Source organism: Flammeovirgaceae bacterium (assembly GCA_015180985.1).
GTDB lineage: Bacteria > Bacteroidota > Bacteroidia > Cytophagales > Cyclobacteriaceae > UBA2336.
The window spans coordinates 2,639,123-2,659,788 of sequence record CP054185.1 but is presented as its reverse complement, the minus strand read 5'-3'; the positions used below and the strand labels follow the sequence as shown (position 1 = coordinate 2,659,788).

Annotated in this window: 2 protein-coding genes; one reads left to right on the top strand and one right to left on the bottom strand. The window is 52.2% G+C overall.

The genetic code is table 11. From position 1 onward, the window contains the following. Positions 1-63 precede the first annotated feature (63 nt). Positions 64-18,777, top strand: coding sequence for an autotransporter-associated beta strand repeat-containing protein (locus HRU69_12205; GenBank protein ID QOI98199.1), 18,714 nt, complete (start codon positions 64-66; stop codon positions 18,775-18,777). Here HRU69_12205 and HRU69_12200 read toward each other — a convergent pair. Then, positions 18,761-20,665 carry a response regulator gene (locus HRU69_12200; protein QOI98198.1) on the bottom strand — a complete coding sequence of 635 codons (1,905 nt, stop codon included), beginning with the start codon at positions 20,663-20,665 and terminating at the stop codon, positions 18,761-18,763. The two genes, HRU69_12205 and HRU69_12200, sit on opposite strands and share 17 nt — an antisense overlap. Position 20,666 lies beyond the last annotated feature (1 nt).

Below are 20,666 nucleotides of genomic sequence, written 5' to 3'. Positions count from 1 at the left end.
CTTAAAAGGTTACTTTTAGGCGTCAGATGCGATTCAGAAACTATAGTTGGCTAACGATTCTCTATGCTCCGATTTTTACGACCGTTTCATTCTCTTTTAACGGTTAAATCCGGCAAACGCCCTAAAATCGGATTGCTTTCGGCAGTCTTTATTATCCTTGTTTTTACCCTAAGTTTTGGTGTAAACGCCCAAACCTGGGTGCCGGCTGGAGGCGGTGATTGGAATACAGCCGCCAACTGGAGCCCGGCCGTTGTACCTGGTGCTGGTGCTAATGTGGTGATTCCGGCTTCTCATACCGGTGGCACGATAACAGGAATTCCAACTATTTCTCTAAACAGCCTTACGGTTTCAGGGTCGGGTAACTGTGTATTCTCCGCCTCAGTTAGTGGCAATCTTATAACGGTTACCGGTTCATTTTCAGTAGCTTCAGGAAAAACGTTTACCATAGGCGCACCGGGTGCACGTATGGAATTTACACTTGCCTCAACCGCAACAGGTGTTATGAACGGCAACGTTGTTCTGGATGCCTTTACGGGTGGCGCTGACAGATTTTTTACCAACAATGGCGACCTGACCATTTCTCCGGGTGCTACATTAAGCGGAGTAGGTGAAAGCAATTTTCTAACAAGTGCCGGCTCAACGCTTAGAATAGGTTCTCCTCAGGGTATTACCCTAACAACGATGACGGGCAGTGTGCAGATGACGGGGTCGGTACCCAACCGGGTGTATAGTACTGGTGCAAATTATGTTTATATCGGTAATGCCAACCAGGCAGTTGGCGATGGCTTACCCGCAACGGTTGCTAACCTGACCATTACTAACTCCGGTGGGGGAGGCAATAATACGGTAACCCTTGCCTCATCTATTGCAATTAGTAATGGATTATTTGTGAGTAATGGTGTCTTCGCGCTTGGTGCCAATAATGTAACAACCGTTTCTTCCGTAGAAATGACGGGAACTACAATTACAGGTACCGGCACAATTACCTTAGCCGGTGATGTAATAACAAATGCCAGTGCAACAACTGCATTAATCAGTGCACCTGTTGCTCTTGGAGGTTCAATTCGCGAGTTTAAAGTGGCGGATGGTCCGGCCAATCCGGATTTATCAATCTCATCCGTCATCAGCGGAACAGGCGGAGTAAGGAAAGGGGGCTCAGGTATTCTTTTCCTTTCAGCTGCTAACACCTTTACGGGCGGTACCTTTATTGAGAGTGGTACTTTGCGTTTGGGGAATACTAATGCGCTCAACTCCGGAGCAGTAACATTTTCCCCTGCAAGCACCGGTATTCTGCAACTCAACGGTAACAGCATTTCGGTATCATCCTTGAATACCGATGTTGTTGTGGGTACACCTGTTATAGAAAACGGGGGCGGTGCAGCAGCTACTCTAACCGTTAACTCAACAGGCTCCAGTGTTTTTGCAGGCACCATTCAAAATGGCGGAGCACAGGCGCTGGCATTAACAAAATCGAATTCAGGTTCGCTGACACTAAGTGGTACAAATACTTATTCTGGTGGCACCAGTCTTACAGGCGGCACGCTAAATATTAATTCTGCCTCAGCTATTGGAACAGGTTCATTTGTAATTAATGCGGGTACCACTATTGATAATACAAGTTCCGGAGCGATTACCCTGACCACCAACAATGCTCAAAATTGGAATGGTGACTTTATTTATACCGGAACACAGAATCTGAATGTCGGCACAGGCGCAGTAACACTTTCCGCAAACAGGCAGGTTACAACCTCCGGGGGCATGCTTACCGTGGGTGGAGTTATTTCCGGTGGCTTCAGGCTAACGAAGGCAGGAGCCGGTACGCTTACGTTAGCTGGTGCCAATACCCATTCAGGCACAACCCTTTCGGCCGGAACGTTGAACATCAATAGTTCAACGGCCTTGGGTTCAACGGCATCAACATTTATTATTAATGGAGGAACGATCGATAACACTACGAGTGGTGCCATTACAACAGGCAACTACCCGCAAAGCTGGGCAGGCGATTTTACGTTTGCCGGAACTCAAAACCTGAATCTTGGAACGGGTGCGGTTACCCTTACCGCAAACCGGCAGGTAACCACCAATGCCGGAAATCTTACTGTCGGAGGAATTATTTCCGGAGCTTTTGCTTTAACGAAAGGCGGTGCGGGTACCTTAACCCTTACCGGGGCTAACGCTTTCAGCGGAGGAACTACACTCAATGCGGGTACGCTGAATATTAACAACGCCAGTGCGCTGGGAACCGCAGCTGGTACCTTTACCATTAACGGAGGTACAATTAATAATACATCGGGTTCGGGCATTACCACACTTAACTACCCGCAAAGCTGGAATGCCGACTTTACCTTTACCGGCACGCAAAACCTCAACCTGGGAACAGGAACCGTTACATTAAGTGCAAACCGTCTGGTTACGGTTAGTGCAAATACATTAGCCGTTGGCGGAATTATGAATGCACCCGCTTTTAATCTTACTAAAGCGGGTGGCGGTACGTTGGCTCTTGGAAGTAACCCGGTTACCCTAAACAGTTTGGCAATAAATGCCGGTACGTTTACATCAACCTCAGGAACACTAACCATTGGCGGAAGTCTTACGAATAGTGGAACCTTTAATAATAATAATGGTACGGTGCTTTATAATGGGGCAAGCCCGCAAACGGTGGCAGGTGTAACTTATTTCAACTTATCGTTTTCAGGTGCGGGACAGAAAAATGCTGTTGGTACGGTTAATGTAACCAATAACCTTGTCAATGCTTCTGTATTTGATGTTGCTGGTTTTACGCTATCGGTAGGTGGAACAATTAATAATACCGTTGGCACAATTCGATTCTCGGGTGTTTCAAATGGATTGGCCATTAGTACGGGTACTATTGAGTACTATGGCTCCGGCCAGTTGGTTGCGGCAGGTACTTATGAAAATCTGACAATTAATCAGTCATCGGGCGAAGCACAACTTGCCGGTGATGTTACCGTGAACGGTGTGCTCACTATTAGCAATGGCAATCTTAACCTGGCGGGCTTTAATCTCACCCTGGGGCCGTCTGCTTCAATTTCTATAGTTGGCCCATCGTCATCCAGAATGATCATTGCCACCGGTGGCAGTGAAGTCAAGAAAATATTTTCAACAACGGGTTCCTTTGCATTTCCAATAGGTGATAACACCGGAGCCCTTGACTACTCGCCTGTAACAGTTAATGTAACCGCAGGCTCTGGTTTCCCTGCTGAGGTGGGCGTTTCAGTTCAGGACATCAAACATCCGAGCAACGCCAGTACCACGCACTTCTTAACCCGTTACTGGAACATTACTACAACCATAAGTGGTGCTGTTGCCACCGTTACGGCTACCTACCCGTCAGTTGATATTAATGGAACAGAAACAAGTATTAAGGCCGCCAGACTAACAGGAAGCTTTAACCCGGTTACCAACCCATGGGTTCGGTTCGGCAACCTGGCCGCCAACACCCTTACGGCTTCCGGTAGTATTGCTGCGGGGCAGGTTTCATCATTTACAGGTATCACAGGAACTGACCCGTCAGTTATAATTACGGGCGGTGGAGTTACTGTTTGTGCCGGAGGTAGCGTCAATTTGCTGGCTACGCCAACCGGGGATGCACCTTTCCTTTATGATTGGGCACCTGCGGCCGGGCTCAGCGCCACTACCATTGCAAATCCGGTAGCATCTCCTGCTGTAACTACTTTATATACGGTAACCGTAACTGATGGCAATGGTATTACAGCCAATGCCAATACAACGATAACTGTTGAGCCTAATCCAACACCAAGCATCAGCGGAGTGAACTCAGTATGTGCGGGACAGACGGGCGTGGTGTACAGCACCACCAACAATGCGGGCAATACGTACCTGTGGGAAGTATCGGGCGGCACGATAGTAGGGCCGGCCACCAACAGCAGCGTAACGATAGACTGGGGTGTAGCGGGTTCAGGCTGGGTACGGGTAACAGAGACGATCACGGCCACCTCATGTTCTACGCTTACTCCGAATTATGCAGTCACGATAAATCCGAATCCCACGCCCGTCATAGGGGGCCCTGCCACAGCGTGTGCGAACCAGGCGGGGTTGGTGTACAGCACGGCTTTGGTAGCGGGCAACACGTATGCGTGGAGTGTAACGGGCGGGAGCATCACGGCCGGGGCGGGCACGAACAGCATCACGGTAACGTGGGGAGCGGCCGGCACGGGTACCGTACAGGTAACGCAGACGGTAACGGCCACGGGTTGTGCCACGACCACTGCGCCATATAACGTAACGATCAATCCCACGCCCACGCCCTCGGTTGCTGGCGTGAACTCAGTATGTGCGGGTCAGACGGGCGTGGTGTACAGCACCACCAACAATGCGGGCAATACGTACCTGTGGGAAGTATCGGGCGGCACGATAGTGGGGCCGGCCACCAACAACAGCGTAACGATAGACTGGGGTGTAGCGGGTCCGGGCTGGGTACGGGTAACAGAAACGATAACGGCCACATCATGCGCCACACTTACTCCGAATTATACAGTCACGATAAATCCGAATCCCACGCCCGTCATAGGGGGCCCTGCCACAGCGTGTGCGAACCAGGCGGGGTTGGTGTACAGCACGGCTTTGGTAGCGGGCAACACGTATGCGTGGAGTGTAACGGGCGGGAGCATCACGGCCGGGGCGGGCACGAACAGCATCACGGTAACGTGGGGAGCGGCCGGCACGGGTACCGTACAGGTAACGCAGACGGTAACGGCCACGGGTTGTGCCACGACCACTGCGCCATATAACGTAACGATCAATCCCACGCCCACGCCCTCGGTTGCTGGCGTGAACTCAGTATGTGCGGGTCAGACGGGCGTGGTGTACAGCACCACCAACAATGCGGGCAATACGTACCTGTGGGAAGTATCGGGCGGCACGATAGTGGGGCCGGCCACCAACAACAGCGTAACGATAGACTGGGGTGTAGCGGGTCCGGGCTGGGTACGGGTAACAGAAACGATAACGGCCACATCATGCGCCACACTTACTCCGAATTATACAGTCACGATAAATCCGAATCCCACGCCCGTCATAGGGGGCCCTGCCACAGCGTGTGCGAACCAGGCGGGGTTGGTGTACAGCACGGCTTTGGTAGCGGGCAACACGTATGCGTGGAGTGTAACGGGCGGGAGCATCACGGCCGGGGCGGGCACGAACAGCATCACGGTAACGTGGGGAGCGGCCGGCACGGGTACCGTACAGGTAACGCAGACGGTAACGGCCACGGGTTGTGCCACGACCACTGCGCCATATAACGTAACGATCAATCCCACGCCCACGCCCTCGGTTGCTGGCGTGAACTCAGTATGTGCGGGTCAGACGGGCGTGGTGTACAGCACCACCAACAATGCGGGCAATACGTACCTGTGGGAAGTATCGGGCGGCACGATAGTGGGGCCGGCCACCAACAACAGCGTAACGATAGACTGGGGTGTAGCGGGTCCGGGCTGGGTACGGGTAACAGAAACGATAACGGCCACATCATGCGCCACACTTACTCCGAATTATACAGTCACGATAAATCCGAATCCCACGCCCGTCATAGGGGGCCCTGCCACAGCGTGTGCGAACCAGGCGGGGTTGGTGTACAGCACGGCTTTGGTAGCGGGCAACACGTATGCGTGGAGTGTAACGGGCGGGAGCATCACGGCCGGGGCGGGCACGAACAGCATCACGGTAACGTGGGGAGCGGCCGGCACGGGTACCGTACAGGTAACGCAGACGGTAACGGCCACGGGTTGTGCCACGACCACTGCGCCATATAACGTAACGATCAATCCCACGCCCACGCCCTCGGTTGCTGGCGTGAACTCAGTATGTGCGGGTCAGACGGGCGTGGTGTACAGCACCACCAACAATGCGGGCAATACGTACCTGTGGGAAGTATCGGGCGGCACGATAGTGGGGCCGGCCACCAACAACAGCGTAACGATAGACTGGGGTGTAGCGGGTCCGGGCTGGGTACGGGTAACAGAAACGATAACGGCCACATCATGCGCCACACTTACTCCGAATTATACAGTCACGATAAATCCGAATCCCACGCCCGTCATAGGGGGCCCTGCCACAGCGTGTGCGAACCAGGCGGGGTTGGTGTACAGCACGGCTTTGGTAGCGGGCAACACGTATGCGTGGAGTGTAACGGGCGGGAGCATCACGGCCGGGGCGGGCACGAACAGCATCACGGTAACGTGGGGAGCGGCCGGCACGGGTACCGTACAGGTAACGCAGACGGTAACGGCCACGGGTTGTGCCACGACCACTGCGCCATATAACGTAACGATCAATCCCACGCCCACGCCCTCGGTTGCTGGCGTGAACTCAGTATGTGCGGGTCAGACGGGCGTGGTGTACAGCACCACCAACAATGCGGGCAATACGTACCTGTGGGAAGTATCGGGCGGCACGATAGTGGGGCCGGCCACCAACAACAGCGTAACGATAGACTGGGGTGTAGCGGGTCCGGGCTGGGTACGGGTAACAGAAACGATAACGGCCACATCATGCGCCACACTTACTCCGAATTATACAGTCACGATAAATCCGAATCCCACGCCCGTCATAGGGGGCCCTGCCACAGCGTGTGCGAACCAGGCGGGGTTGGTGTACAGCACGGCTTTGGTAGCGGGCAACACGTATGCGTGGAGTGTAACGGGCGGGAGCATCACGGCCGGGGCGGGCACGAACAGCATCACGGTAACGTGGGGAGCGGCCGGCACGGGTACCGTACAGGTAACGCAGACGGTAACGGCCACGGGTTGTGCCACGACCACTGCGCCATATAACGTAACGATCAATCCCACGCCCACGCCCTCGGTTGCTGGCGTGAACTCAGTATGTGCGGGTCAGACGGGCGTGGTGTACAGCACCACCAACAATGCGGGCAATACGTACCTGTGGGAAGTATCGGGCGGCACGATAGTGGGGCCGGCCACCAACAACAGCGTAACGATAGACTGGGGTGTAGCGGGTCCGGGCTGGGTACGGGTAACAGAAACGATAACGGCCACATCATGCGCCACACTTACTCCGAATTATACAGTCACGATAAATCCGAATCCCACGCCCGTCATAGGGGGCCCTGCCACAGCGTGTGCGAACCAGGCGGGGTTGGTGTACAGCACGGCTTTGGTAGCGGGCAACACGTATGCGTGGAGTGTAACGGGCGGGAGCATCACGGCCGGGGCGGGCACGAACAGCATCACGGTAACGTGGGGAGCGGCCGGCACGGGTACCGTACAGGTAACGCAGACGGTAACGGCCACGGGTTGTGCCACGACCACTGCGCCATATAACGTAACGATCAATCCCACGCCCACGCCCTCGGTTGCTGGCGTGAACTCAGTATGTGCGGGTCAGACGGGCGTGGTGTACAGCACCACCAACAATGCGGGCAATACGTACCTGTGGGAAGTATCGGGCGGCACGATAGTGGGGCCGGCCACCAACAACAGCGTAACGATAGACTGGGGTGTAGCGGGTCCGGGCTGGGTACGGGTAACAGAAACGATAACGGCCACATCATGCGCCACACTTACTCCGAATTATACAGTCACGATAAATCCGAATCCCACGCCCGTCATAGGGGGCCCTGCCACAGCGTGTGCGAACCAGGCGGGGTTGGTGTACAGCACGGCTTTGGTAGCGGGCAACACGTATGCGTGGAGTGTAACGGGCGGGAGCATCACGGCCGGGGCGGGCACGAACAGCATCACGGTAACGTGGGGAGCGGCCGGCACGGGTACCGTACAGGTAACGCAGACGGTAACGGCCACGGGTTGTGCCACGACCACTGCGCCATATAACGTAACGATCAATCCCACGCCCACGCCCTCGGTTGCTGGCGTGAACTCAGTATGTGCGGGTCAGACGGGCGTGGTGTACAGCACCACCAACAATGCGGGCAATACGTACCTGTGGGAAGTATCGGGCGGCACGATAGTGGGGCCGGCCACCAACAACAGCGTAACGATAGACTGGGGTGTAGCGGGTCCGGGCTGGGTACGGGTAACAGAAACGATAACGGCCACATCATGCGCCACACTTACTCCGAATTATACAGTCACGATAAATCCGAATCCCACGCCCGTCATAGGGGGCCCTGCCACAGCGTGTGCGAACCAGGCGGGGTTGGTGTACAGCACGGCTTTGGTAGCGGGCAACACGTATGCGTGGAGTGTAACGGGCGGGAGCATCACGGCCGGGGCGGGCACGAACAGCATCACGGTAACGTGGGGAGCGGCCGGCACGGGTACCGTACAGGTAACGCAGACGGTAACGGCCACGGGTTGTGCCACGACCACTGCGCCATATAACGTAACGATCAATCCCACGCCCACGCCCTCGGTTGCTGGCGTGAACTCAGTATGTGCGGGTCAGACGGGCGTGGTGTACAGCACCACCAACAATGCGGGCAATACGTACCTGTGGGAAGTATCGGGCGGCACGATAGTGGGGCCGGCCACCAACAACAGCGTAACGATAGACTGGGGTGTAGCGGGTCCGGGCTGGGTACGGGTAACAGAAACGATAACGGCCACATCATGCGCCACACTTACTCCGAATTATACAGTCACGATAAATCCGAATCCCACGCCCGTCATAGGGGGCCCTGCCACAGCGTGTGCGAACCAGGCGGGGTTGGTGTACAGCACGGCTTTGGTAGCGGGCAACACGTATGCGTGGAGTGTAACGGGCGGGAGCATCACGGCCGGGGCGGGCACGAACAGCATCACGGTAACGTGGGGAGCGGCCGGCACGGGTACCGTACAGGTAACGCAGACGGTAACGGCCACGGGTTGTGCCACGACCACTGCGCCATATAACGTAACGATCAATCCCACGCCCACGCCCTCGGTTGCTGGCGTGAACTCAGTATGTGCGGGTCAGACGGGCGTGGTGTACAGCACCACCAACAATGCGGGCAATACGTACCTGTGGGAAGTATCGGGCGGCACGATAGTGGGGCCGGCCACCAACAACAGCGTAACGATAGACTGGGGTGTAGCGGGTCCGGGCTGGGTACGGGTAACAGAAACGATAACGGCCACATCATGCGCCACACTTACTCCGAATTATACAGTCACGATAAATCCGAATCCCACGCCCGTCATAGGGGGCCCTGCCACAGCGTGTGCGAACCAGGCGGGGTTGGTGTACAGCACGGCTTTGGTAGCGGGCAACACGTATGCGTGGAGTGTAACGGGCGGGAGCATCACGGCCGGGGCGGGCACGAACAGCATCACGGTAACGTGGGGAGCGGCCGGCACGGGTACCGTACAGGTAACGCAGACGGTAACGGCCACGGGTTGTGCCACGACCACTGCGCCATATAACGTAACGATCAATCCCACGCCCACGCCCTCGGTTGCTGGCGTGAACTCAGTATGTGCGGGTCAGACGGGCGTGGTGTACAGCACCACCAACAATGCGGGCAATACGTACCTGTGGGAAGTATCGGGCGGCACGATAGTGGGGCCGGCCACCAACAACAGCGTAACGATAGACTGGGGTGTAGCGGGTCCGGGCTGGGTACGGGTAACAGAAACGATAACGGCCACATCATGCGCCACACTTACTCCGAATTATACAGTCACGATAAATCCGAATCCCACGCCCGTCATAGGGGGCCCTGCCACAGCGTGTGCGAACCAGGCGGGGTTGGTGTACAGCACGGCTTTGGTAGCGGGCAACACGTATGCGTGGAGTGTAACGGGCGGGAGCATCACGGCCGGGGCGGGCACGAACAGCATCACGGTAACGTGGGGAGCGGCCGGCACGGGTACCGTACAGGTAACGCAGACGGTAACGGCCACGGGTTGTGCCACGACCACTGCGCCATATAACGTAACGATCAATCCCACGCCCACGCCCTCGGTTGCTGGCGTGAACTCAGTATGTGCGGGTCAGACGGGCGTGGTGTACAGCACCACCAACAATGCGGGCAATACGTACCTGTGGGAAGTATCGGGCGGCACGATAGTGGGGCCGGCCACCAACAACAGCGTAACGATAGACTGGGGTGTAGCGGGTCCGGGCTGGGTACGGGTAACAGAAACGATAACGGCCACATCATGCGCCACACTTACTCCGAATTATACAGTCACGATAAATCCGAATCCCACGCCCGTCATAGGGGGCCCTGCCACAGCGTGTGCGAACCAGGCGGGGTTGGTGTACAGCACGGCTTTGGTAGCGGGCAACACGTATGCGTGGAGTGTAACGGGCGGGAGCATCACGGCCGGGGCGGGCACGAACAGCATCACGGTAACGTGGGGAGCGGCCGGCACGGGTACCGTACAGGTAACGCAGACGGTAACGGCCACGGGTTGTGCCACGACCACTGCGCCATATAACGTAACGATCAATCCCACGCCCACGCCCTCGGTTGCTGGCGTGAACTCAGTATGTGCGGGTCAGACGGGCGTGGTGTACAGCACCACCAACAATGCGGGCAATACGTACCTGTGGGAAGTATCGGGCGGCACGATAGTGGGGCCGGCCACCAACAACAGCGTAACGATAGACTGGGGTGTAGCGGGTCCGGGCTGGGTACGGGTAACAGAAACGATAACGGCCACATCATGCGCCACACTTACTCCGAATTATACAGTCACGATAAATCCGAATCCCACGCCCGTCATAGGGGGCCCTGCCACAGCGTGTGCGAACCAGGCGGGGTTGGTGTACAGCACGGCTTTGGTAGCGGGCAACACGTATGCGTGGAGTGTAACGGGCGGGAGCATCACGGCCGGGGCGGGCACGAACAGCATCACGGTAACGTGGGGAGCGGCCGGCACGGGTACCGTACAGGTAACGCAGACGGTAACGGCCACGGGTTGTGCCACGACCACTGCGCCATATAACGTAACGATCAATCCCACGCCCACGCCCTCGGTTGCTGGCGTGAACTCAGTATGTGCGGGTCAGACGGGCGTGGTGTACAGCACCACCAACAATGCGGGCAGTACGTACCTGTGGGAAGTATCGGGCGGCACGATAGTAGGGCCGGCCACCAACAACAGCGTAACGATAGACTGGGGTGTAGCGGGTCCGGGCTGGGTACGGGTAACAGAGACGATCACGGCCACCTCATGTTCTACGCTTACTCCGAATTATGCAGTCACGATAAATCCGAATCCCACGCCAGTTGTATCAGGCACTACAACTGTGTGTGCCAACCAGGCAGGATTAAGCTATTCTTCTCCTAACGTACCCGGTAACATTTATATCTGGTCGGTGCTGGGTGGTACCATTACTGCAGGAGGGGGGACTAATTCCATAACAGTTACCTGGGGAAGTGCCGGTTCAGGTTCTGTTACCCTTATTGAATTTATTCCCTCAACCGGATGTGTAACCACGTCTGCTCCACTTGCAGTAACCATTAATGCTAATCCAACTCCTGCTATTTCGGGTGATAATACGGTGTGCGCCAATGAACTTGGTGTGATTTACAGTACGCCTTTTGTGGCCGGGAACACATATAGCTGGACAGTCACCGGTGGTGTAATCAATGGTTCCAGTACAGGAAACAGCATTGTGGTTGATTGGGGTGGCACACCGGGTACAGGTACCGTTCAACTGGTTGAAACTGTTGTATTGACAGGGTGTTCGATCACCACGCCTGTTTATAATGTAACTATTAACCCGGCACCTGCACCAGTTATTTCCGGTTCGGCAATTGTGTGTGCAAACCAGAGCGGTGAAGTGTATAGTACGCCAAATACCCCTGGAAATGTATATAACTGGACGGTTTCTGGCGGAACAATCGTCTCTGGAATTGGAACAAATTCAATAGTTGTTGATTGGGGTGGGGCAGGAGCAGGTACCATTACGCTTACTGAATTTACCCCTACCGGTTGTGCGGTGAGTGCAACACCGATGTCGGTAACGATTAACCCGACCCCAACACCTGTTATTAGTGGAAATAATACCGTTTGTGCAAACGATCAGGATAAAGTTTATAGTACACCACTGGTTGCCGGCCGATCCTATGCCTGGGTTGTTACCGGTGGTACAATTGATGGACCCTCAACCGGTAACAGTATTGTAGTTGATTGGGGTGGAGCCGGCACCGGAACCATACAACTTACCGAAACCATTATTGCTACGGGTTGCTTTACAACTACTCCAGTATTCTCTGTAAACATTAATCCTATACCGACACCGATAATCAGTGGTGCCGGTTCAGTATGTGCCAACGAAACCGGGGTTGTGTACTCAACGCCTAATGTTCCGGGTAATTCCTATACATGGACCGTGGTTGGTGGGAGCATAATTTCCGGGGCGGGCACGAACAGCATAACGGTTAACTGGGGTGGTGCCGGCACGGGTTCGGTTACAGTTACCGAATTTATTCCTGCAAGCAGTTGCTCTGTAACGACACCCTCATTTACCGTCATTATTAATCCGATACCATCTCCTGTTGTTTCTGGCGATAATACTGTTTGTGAAGGTGCTACAGCGGTTACATACTCTACACCTTTTGTTGCCGGAAATACCTATAACTGGGTGGTTACGGGCGGAACAATTGTAGGTTCGGCAACCAATAATTCGGTAACTGTTGATTGGGGCGCGGCAGGCTCAGGCACCTTGCAGGTAACTGAAACGGTAGGTTCGTGCTCAGTAGTAACACCCGTTTATCCGGTTACAATTTATCCCAATCCCTCTCCGGTTATCAGTGGTACAAACTCGGTTTGCTCCAATCAAGCAGGCGTTGTTTACTCAACTCCAAATGTTATTGGAAATACGTATAACTGGGAGGTTGTCGGAGGCAGCATCACCTCCGGAACTGGCACAAACTCTATAACAGTAACCTGGGCAGGAGCGGGAACAGGTTCCGTAAAGGTTACCGAAACCATCGTTGTTACCGGTTGTGCAGTTGAAACATCACCATTACTGGTAACCATTTCACCAAGCCCGGTAGTTGATGCCGGAAGCAATGAAGAAATCTGCCAGGGTACGGTGTTTAACTTTAGCAGCCAATCAGTTCCTGCTTCGGCAGTTGATTTCGGATCACTTACATGGACAACCACAGGCGCAGGTATATTGACAAATGCTTCTACACTCACACCAACGTATTCACCTGCTCCGGCTGAATCAGGAGTTATAACCTTTACCCTTACGGCTACCGGCACGGGTGCTTGTCCGGATGCAGTTGATGTCATGCAGTTAACCATTACTCCGCTACCGGTTGTTAGCGCAGGTAGTTCTGAAGAAATTTGTCAAGGTACGTTATTTGCGTTCAATACACAGAGCACACCGGCAAGTGCTACAAACTACGCTTCACTAAACTGGACGCATACGGGTACGGGTACGTTGTTTAATGCCACTACACTTACCCCCACCTATTTGCCCAACCCGGCTGAAGTGGGGCCTGTGACATTTACCCTTGAGGCTACCAGTCCGGGTAGCTGTTCGGCAGTGAATAGTGCAATGACATTGACAATTACACCGGCCGTTGCGGTTAATGCCGGCAGCAATGAAGAAACCTGTGCCGGGGTAGCATTTAACTTTGTATCACAGGCAACGCCTGCCGCGGCAAGTAATTACTCCTCGTTGCTCTGGTCGAGTTCGGGTACCGGTACCCTTACCAATGCAACAACCTTAACCCCAACCTATACACCCGGTATTGGCGAAGTTGGTAATGTAACGTTTACTCTAACAGCCTTTGGTAACGGTAGCTGTCCGGATAAAACGAGTCAGATGACGCTCTCCATAACACCCGCACCTGCTGTTAGTGCCGGAAGCAACGAAGAAATCTGTGAAGGACTTTCCTTTAATTTCAGCAGCCAGGCAACACCAGCTACAGCCGGCAATTTCAGTTCAATTAGTTGGTCAACTACCGGTAGCGGTACAATTTTCAATGGCAGTACACTTACGCCTTTATATGTTCCTTCTTTGGGTGAAACCGGCACCTTAACGTTTACACTTACAGCCAATGGAAACGGAAGCTGCCTGCCGGTAAACAGTACCATGAACCTTACCATTACGCCCAAACCGGTTGTAAATGCCGGAAGTGATGCCGAAGTTTGCCAGACATCATCTATCGATTTTAGCCTGCGAACTACGCCCGCTTCGGCATCAGCATTTAGTTCATTGCTGTGGACTACCACCGGTTCAGGTACAATATTCAACGCCACAACGTTATCGCCAACCTATGTGCCGGGTGTGGGTGAATCGGGTACCCTTGTATTTACCCTCACGGCTACCGGTAACGGCAGTTGTGCATCGGTACTTGATCAGATGAATCTTGTTGTTACACCACCTCCGGTAGTCAGTGCCGGCAGCAACGAACAAATCTGCCAGGGTAGTCTTTTTGATTTTAGCACGCAGGGCACTCCGGCAAATGCCTCCAACACAGCTTCACTATTATGGACAACAACCGGTACCGGTACCCTGTTTAGTGCCAACACCTTAACCCCGGTTTATCAGCCGGCATCGGGTGAAACCGGAACAATTACATTTACGCTTACCGGAACCGGTTTGGGTACTTGCGCAGCCGTGAACAGCGCAATGCAATTAACCATTACCCCGGCAGCTGTTGTTAATGCCGGCAGCGATGCAGAAACCTGTGAAGGTATTGCCTTTGATTTTTCCACTCAGTTTATTGCTGCATTTGCATTGAATTACAGTTCGCTGCAATGGACAACCACCGGCACCGGCACACTGTCTGGCGCAACTACACTAACACCTGTTTACACTGCCGGGGTTGGTGAAACCGGGTTGGTAACCTTTACACTTACTGCTTTTGGCAATGGCGTTTGCCCGGATGTAACTGATCAGATGGTGCTTTCAATAACACCGGGAATACTTGTTGATGCAGGCAGTAACGAAGAAATATGCCAGGGATCAACCTTTAGTTTTTCATCACAAAGTGTTCCGGCATCTGCCCTTAACGTGGCCAGCGTGTTCTGGTCGCATACCGGTTCAGGGTCACTATTTAATGCCAATACGCTAACGCCAACCTACTTTTCTTCTCCAACTGAAACCGGGGTTGTTACGTTTACCTTAACCGGGTTTAGCAGCGGAAGTTGCAGCAGCATCAATGATGTTATGCAACTTACCATTACTCCGGCCCCTGTGGCTATAGCCGGTAACAACGATGCGGTTTGTGAGGGTACACCAACCTTTGATTTTGCTGCGCGCACAACACCGGCAAGTTTTGCTAACGGAACGGTGTTCTGGACGCACACCGGGGCGGGCTCGCTGAGCAGCAACACAATTATTAATCCGGTTTACACCGTTCATCCTTCCGATGTCAATACTACAATTACATTTACGCTTACCGTTACCAGTCCTTCGGCCGTATGTTCACCGGTACAAAGTCAGTTTACCCTTAATGTTAACCGCGCAGCCATTGCTTCGGTGCCGTTGCCTGCTACCGTTTGTGAGCCCCAGCGCATTAACCTTTCGGGTACTATTGGTGGCAGCGCTTCCAGCGGAGCCTGGAGCCTCATCACCGGTGGCGGAACCTTGTCAGTAAGCAGTATCACCGGGCTTAACGTAACGGCCGTATACGATACCGTACAGGCTGACGTTGGCACTTCGCTGGTGTTCCGGTTAACCGCATTTGATCCGGACGGTGCAGGTCCTTGTACAAATGTGTTTGCTGATTACACGGTAACTGTTGAAGAGGCCCCTAAAGTATTTGCCGGTGCCGACTTTGCCATTTGCGAATACGAAGACATTAATCTGAACGGCTCCTTTGGCGGCTCAACAACTTCGGTTACCTGGAGTGGGGGTGTGCCCGCCCAATTCGGTAACATCAATAATCCGGTAACCTCGTACACACTTAATGCGGCCGAGCGTGCTGCAACCAACCTGATGATGACGTTTACGTTGACGACCAATGATCCTCCAGGGGTTTGCGGTCCGGTTAATGATCAGGTTGTAGTGGCTGTCCGTGATACACTCAACTCGGTGTTGTTTACCGGTGTGTTAAAATCGGTATATGCTGAAAATGAGCCACCTGAAGATTTAACGTTTGCAGCTGTACCCATAGGTGGTGTGTTTAGTGGACCGGGTATTTCGGGATTAACCTTCTTTCCATCCATTGCTAACATTACTCCTCAACCACCAAACGTCATTACCTATACGTACCAGGATCCGGCCACCGGCTGTTTCAGTGCTCCTAAAAAAACTGTTGTTGTCAACCCCATCACAGTTGTGAATTTCAGGGTGCAAAATGAAAACCCTGATCCATTAAATCTCGGAGTAGCATTTATCTGCAATAACCAAGGAGAACTTATATTGATTGAAGAGCCTCTTATACCGGATATTACAGCATTAACACCACCTGAGTCAGCTGTTTTCTCCAGTACCAATCCGATTATCAGCAGCCGGATAACATTTGATGTTTCCGGTACAAAGAAATTCAGGCTTAACACCGATGGACTTCCTCCTGGTGTTTACCCAATTACCTATACCTTTACTAACAGCCTGGGCGCATCGAACCCTGTTACGCGCCCCATTCGGGTAACGGCTTCACCCAAGGCAGTTATTGACGCAGGTAATAGTTGCGAAGATATCGATGCAGTCATGCTTGAGTCATCCTTCATGACTACACCCAACACGTACGGTGCCACCTTGGCAAGTTGGTTCTGGGAGTTTAATGATGGTACTGGGACCACAAATACTTTACAGGAGCCTGTGTATCGTTTTCCGGGAGATGGATTTTATCCGGTTAGGTTACGGGTAACTACTTCGGAGGGATGCTTCCATGACACCATCAAGTCAATCCGTATAGGCCCTGTACCAAAGGTAAACTTTTCCTGGAGTGAATTTTGTCAGGGAGATGATACACAGTTTACTGATAATAGTGATGCAGGCATAAGCACGATTATACAGTACGAATGGCGATTTGGTGATGGATTTAATGTAATCAATAATTATCCGGCACAGGCGATTACCGATGCTGTGCCACCTGCACAAAGCAATGCCGGCCGTACCTCCGGTACATTTAAAAATCCCCGACACCGCTATGATGCATTCGGTCAGAAAAATGTACGCTTGTTCGTACTCACAAACGATGGCTGTTTGAAGGACACCACTATTACTGTAACCATTCTGGATTATTCAGCACCCACTCCGGTAACAAGTTACTTTGAAGATTTTGAATTGGGTCAGGGTTCATGGTTCAGCTCAAAGGCAAATCAAACCGGAGCTGCCAGCGATACCAGTTGGGTATTCGGCCTGCCCGCTGGCAATGTTATTACTTCAGCATCTTCTGGTACGAACGCCTGGTGGACCGGCACTAACCCCAACTTTGCTGTAAACCAGGATAAGTCGCGATATTACAATAATGAACGCTCTGCAATTATTGGGCCTTGTCTTGATTTAAGGAGCATTAAGCGTCCGATGATATCGCTTGATTATTGGGCGGATTCAGAAGCCCGCTTTGATGGAGCGGTGCTGCAATACTCAACAGATGGTGGGATTAACTGGCATATTATTGGGGATGACAGCGGCCCTGGAATTAATTGGTATAACGGAAGGGCCCTTACCGGTAACCCTGGAATTCAACCACTTGGCCAGTTTGGCTGGACGGACCGCCAGGGCGGATGGAAAAATGCACGCCATAATCTGGATCAGATCCCGATGGCTGATCGTGACCAGGTGATTTTCCGTATTGCTTTTGGCAGCAATAGCGATAACGGTACGCCACCGCCTGTAAATGGCGTGCCTGATCTTCCGTTTGACGGGTTTGCCTTTGATAATGTATTTATTGGTGAAAAACAGCGTAATGTACTGGTTGAATACTTTACAAACTCAGGCATAAGTCTTGTAACAAACGATTACCTCAATAACCTGTATAATAACCAGTTTACTTTTAAGGATAGCTCCGACTTCTTTAAGATTCAGTATCACATCGGAAATCCGGATGTTAACGATCCGATTTATCAGCAAAACAAAATTGATCCGGACGCACGTAAACTGTATTACCTGATTCAATCTCCTCCGGTGGGTATTATGGACGGTATAGTCGGGGATTATTTCGGAACGAACTTTAATGGTGATCAAACCAAGATTACGGCCGTAGAAGTTGACAGGCGCGCGTTGGAAGACTCTGTATTTATGATATCCATTCAACAGTTACCAACGACCAACGACTCTATTAAAGCCGATGTTACATTCCGCTATGTCAATACAACACAACCATTAAATACTCCGGTACGACTCTACATTGGGTTGGTTGAAACAAACCTGGCAGGCAATATTAATGTGCTTCGTAAGATGTTGCTGGGCAACGAAGGCAAGTTGGTTTCAAATACGTGGGTATACAATACGACCCAGGTTGAATCCATCCGATCCATAATTGATATACCTATTGGGGTTAACAACCCTAATCTTTACCTTGTTGCATGGGTTCAGGATAATGCCACCAAGCGGATACACCAGGCCCGCATCGTTCAGTCTCCACCGAAAACCGGTTCAACTGTTGTTGGTGTTGAGGATGATCCTGCGCTGGCCGCAGTAAAAGACATAGTTATTTATCCGAATCCGGCATCAAAGCAATTTAATTTTGCAATAGAAAGTTCCTTCTCAAACAAGGTAAGTACCCGCGGCTACACGTATAGCCTAATTGACCAACGGGGTGTAGTTGTAGGCCAGGGCCAACTGAATGAAGACCTGTCCATACCACAAGAGGTGGATATCGGCAAACTTGCCAATGGCATGTACATTGTTATTATCAATAAACACGGCAAGGCAGTTACCCAGCGTAAACTAGCCGTTATGAACCGGCATTAAACCGGGCCAACTCATCAATTGCCCGCTTTAGCGTACCGGTAAACCGTTCCAGTTCGGTTTTGGCTGCCGCAGATGGTGCACCCTGCCGGTATTCAGTTTCCAGGTTGGCGGCACTTTCTTTAAGCGAGTGAATACCTAATAACGTAAGCGAGGGCTTAATCTGATGCACCATTTTCGAAACGCCCTGCCAGTCTCTTGTATCCCTCGAATGAACAAGTTGGTTGAGTAATTGCGGAGCTGTTTGCAGAAATGTTTGGATCATTTCTTTAATAAATGGTTCGCTGTTGCCAGAAACTTTTTTAAGGTAACTTAAATCGTACAACGGAGTTGTGTTTGATTGAATTGCCGGTAGGCCCGAGGGCAGGATCTTCAATTCAATAAATAGCTTCTGATAGAGATCGTCAGGTGTGAACGGCTTGGGCAGGTAGGTATTCATTCCGGCTGCCATGCATTTGTCAACATCTGCTTTGGTGGCGTTGGCAGTAAGTGCAACGATTGGAATTTTGCCGGCTGGTGGCGCCATCAGCCGGATGGCACGGGTGCTTTCATAACCATCCATTACGGGCATTTGAATATCCATCAGAACAACATCATAGGTATTGCTTTTTAGTTTCTCAATAGCTACCAATCCGTTTTCGGCCGCATGCGTTTTGCATTGCCAGCCTTTCAATATGCTTTGTGCGTATAGCCTGTTGATATCATTATCTTCAACAAGCAGCACGCGAATTCCTTTTTGCAAAGCCTTCGTTGGTGCTGCCGTTGGCCGTGATTTAAATCGGGTTACATTGCCAATGGGATAGGGGATAATGATGGTAAACACTGAGCCTTTGTGCTCCGTACTTTCTACCGTGATAGAGCCTTTTTGCTGTTCAACCAGTTGCCTGGCAATGGCCAGCCCAAGGCCGGTTCCTCCGTACCTCCGGGTTACGGTTTCGTCAGCCTGGCTAAAACTCTCAAAGATGGTTTGCAGTTTATCGTTGGGTATGCCCACTCCGGTATCCTTAACGGATATGCGCAACCAGCATTTGTTTTTAAGTTCACGCTCTACCAAACAGGTAACAATAATGGATCCGGCATGAGTGAACTTAATGGCGTTGCTGATCAGATTAATGAGGATTTGATTAAGACGAACAGGGTCACCCAGTAAAATACGGTTAGCCTTTTCATCAACATTGCTTTTCAGTTCAAGTTTCTTTTCACGAGCCTGATAGGTAAAGGTGCTAATCAGTGAAGTAATCAGGTCGTTAACATTAAATGGAATTCGTTCGAATTTAAGTTTCCCCGATTCAATAGCAGCCAGGTCAAGCAGGTCGTTAATTATTACTTTCAGGTTTTCGGCCGAATGCCGGATGGCATTAAGGTATGTTTCACGCTCTTCGGCACTGGGGTTACTGCTTAAAAGGCCGGCCATGCCGGCAATGCCGTTAATTGGGGTGCGTATTTCATGGCTTATATTGGCAAGAAATTGTTCCTTGGCCTTTTGAAGGCGAACCAGTTCTTCTGCATCCTTCTTTCGCTGGGTTATATCGCGGCAATCGAGTATCAGACCCGCAGGTCCGCCTTTCATCTTGAGGTTAATGGAGTTAAACTCCAGAAACCGGTAGGAACGATCTTTGCAAAGAAACTGAAACTCAACCTTCTCATTGTAGGTCTTTCGTGTGCTCTTCCTGAACGCTACCTGAAACACCTCCCGGCTTTCAGGCAGTATGAAATCAAAAAAGTTTTTGCCCACCAGCTTTTTTGCTCCATAGCCCAGGGTTTCACGAACGGAGGCATTGTGATAAAGTATATGCCCTTCAAAGTCAACAATAAAAATCAAATCCGAGCCATCTTCTACAACGGCTTCGTAGAAGCTGCCCTTGCGTACGTATGTGTGCAGGTCTTTCACG

Excerpts from the sequence above, each read along its gene's own strand:
- HRU69_12205 (QOI98199.1), top strand. The coding sequence starts at position 64 with ATGCTCCGATTTTTACGACCGTTTCATTCTCTTTTAACGGTTAAATCC.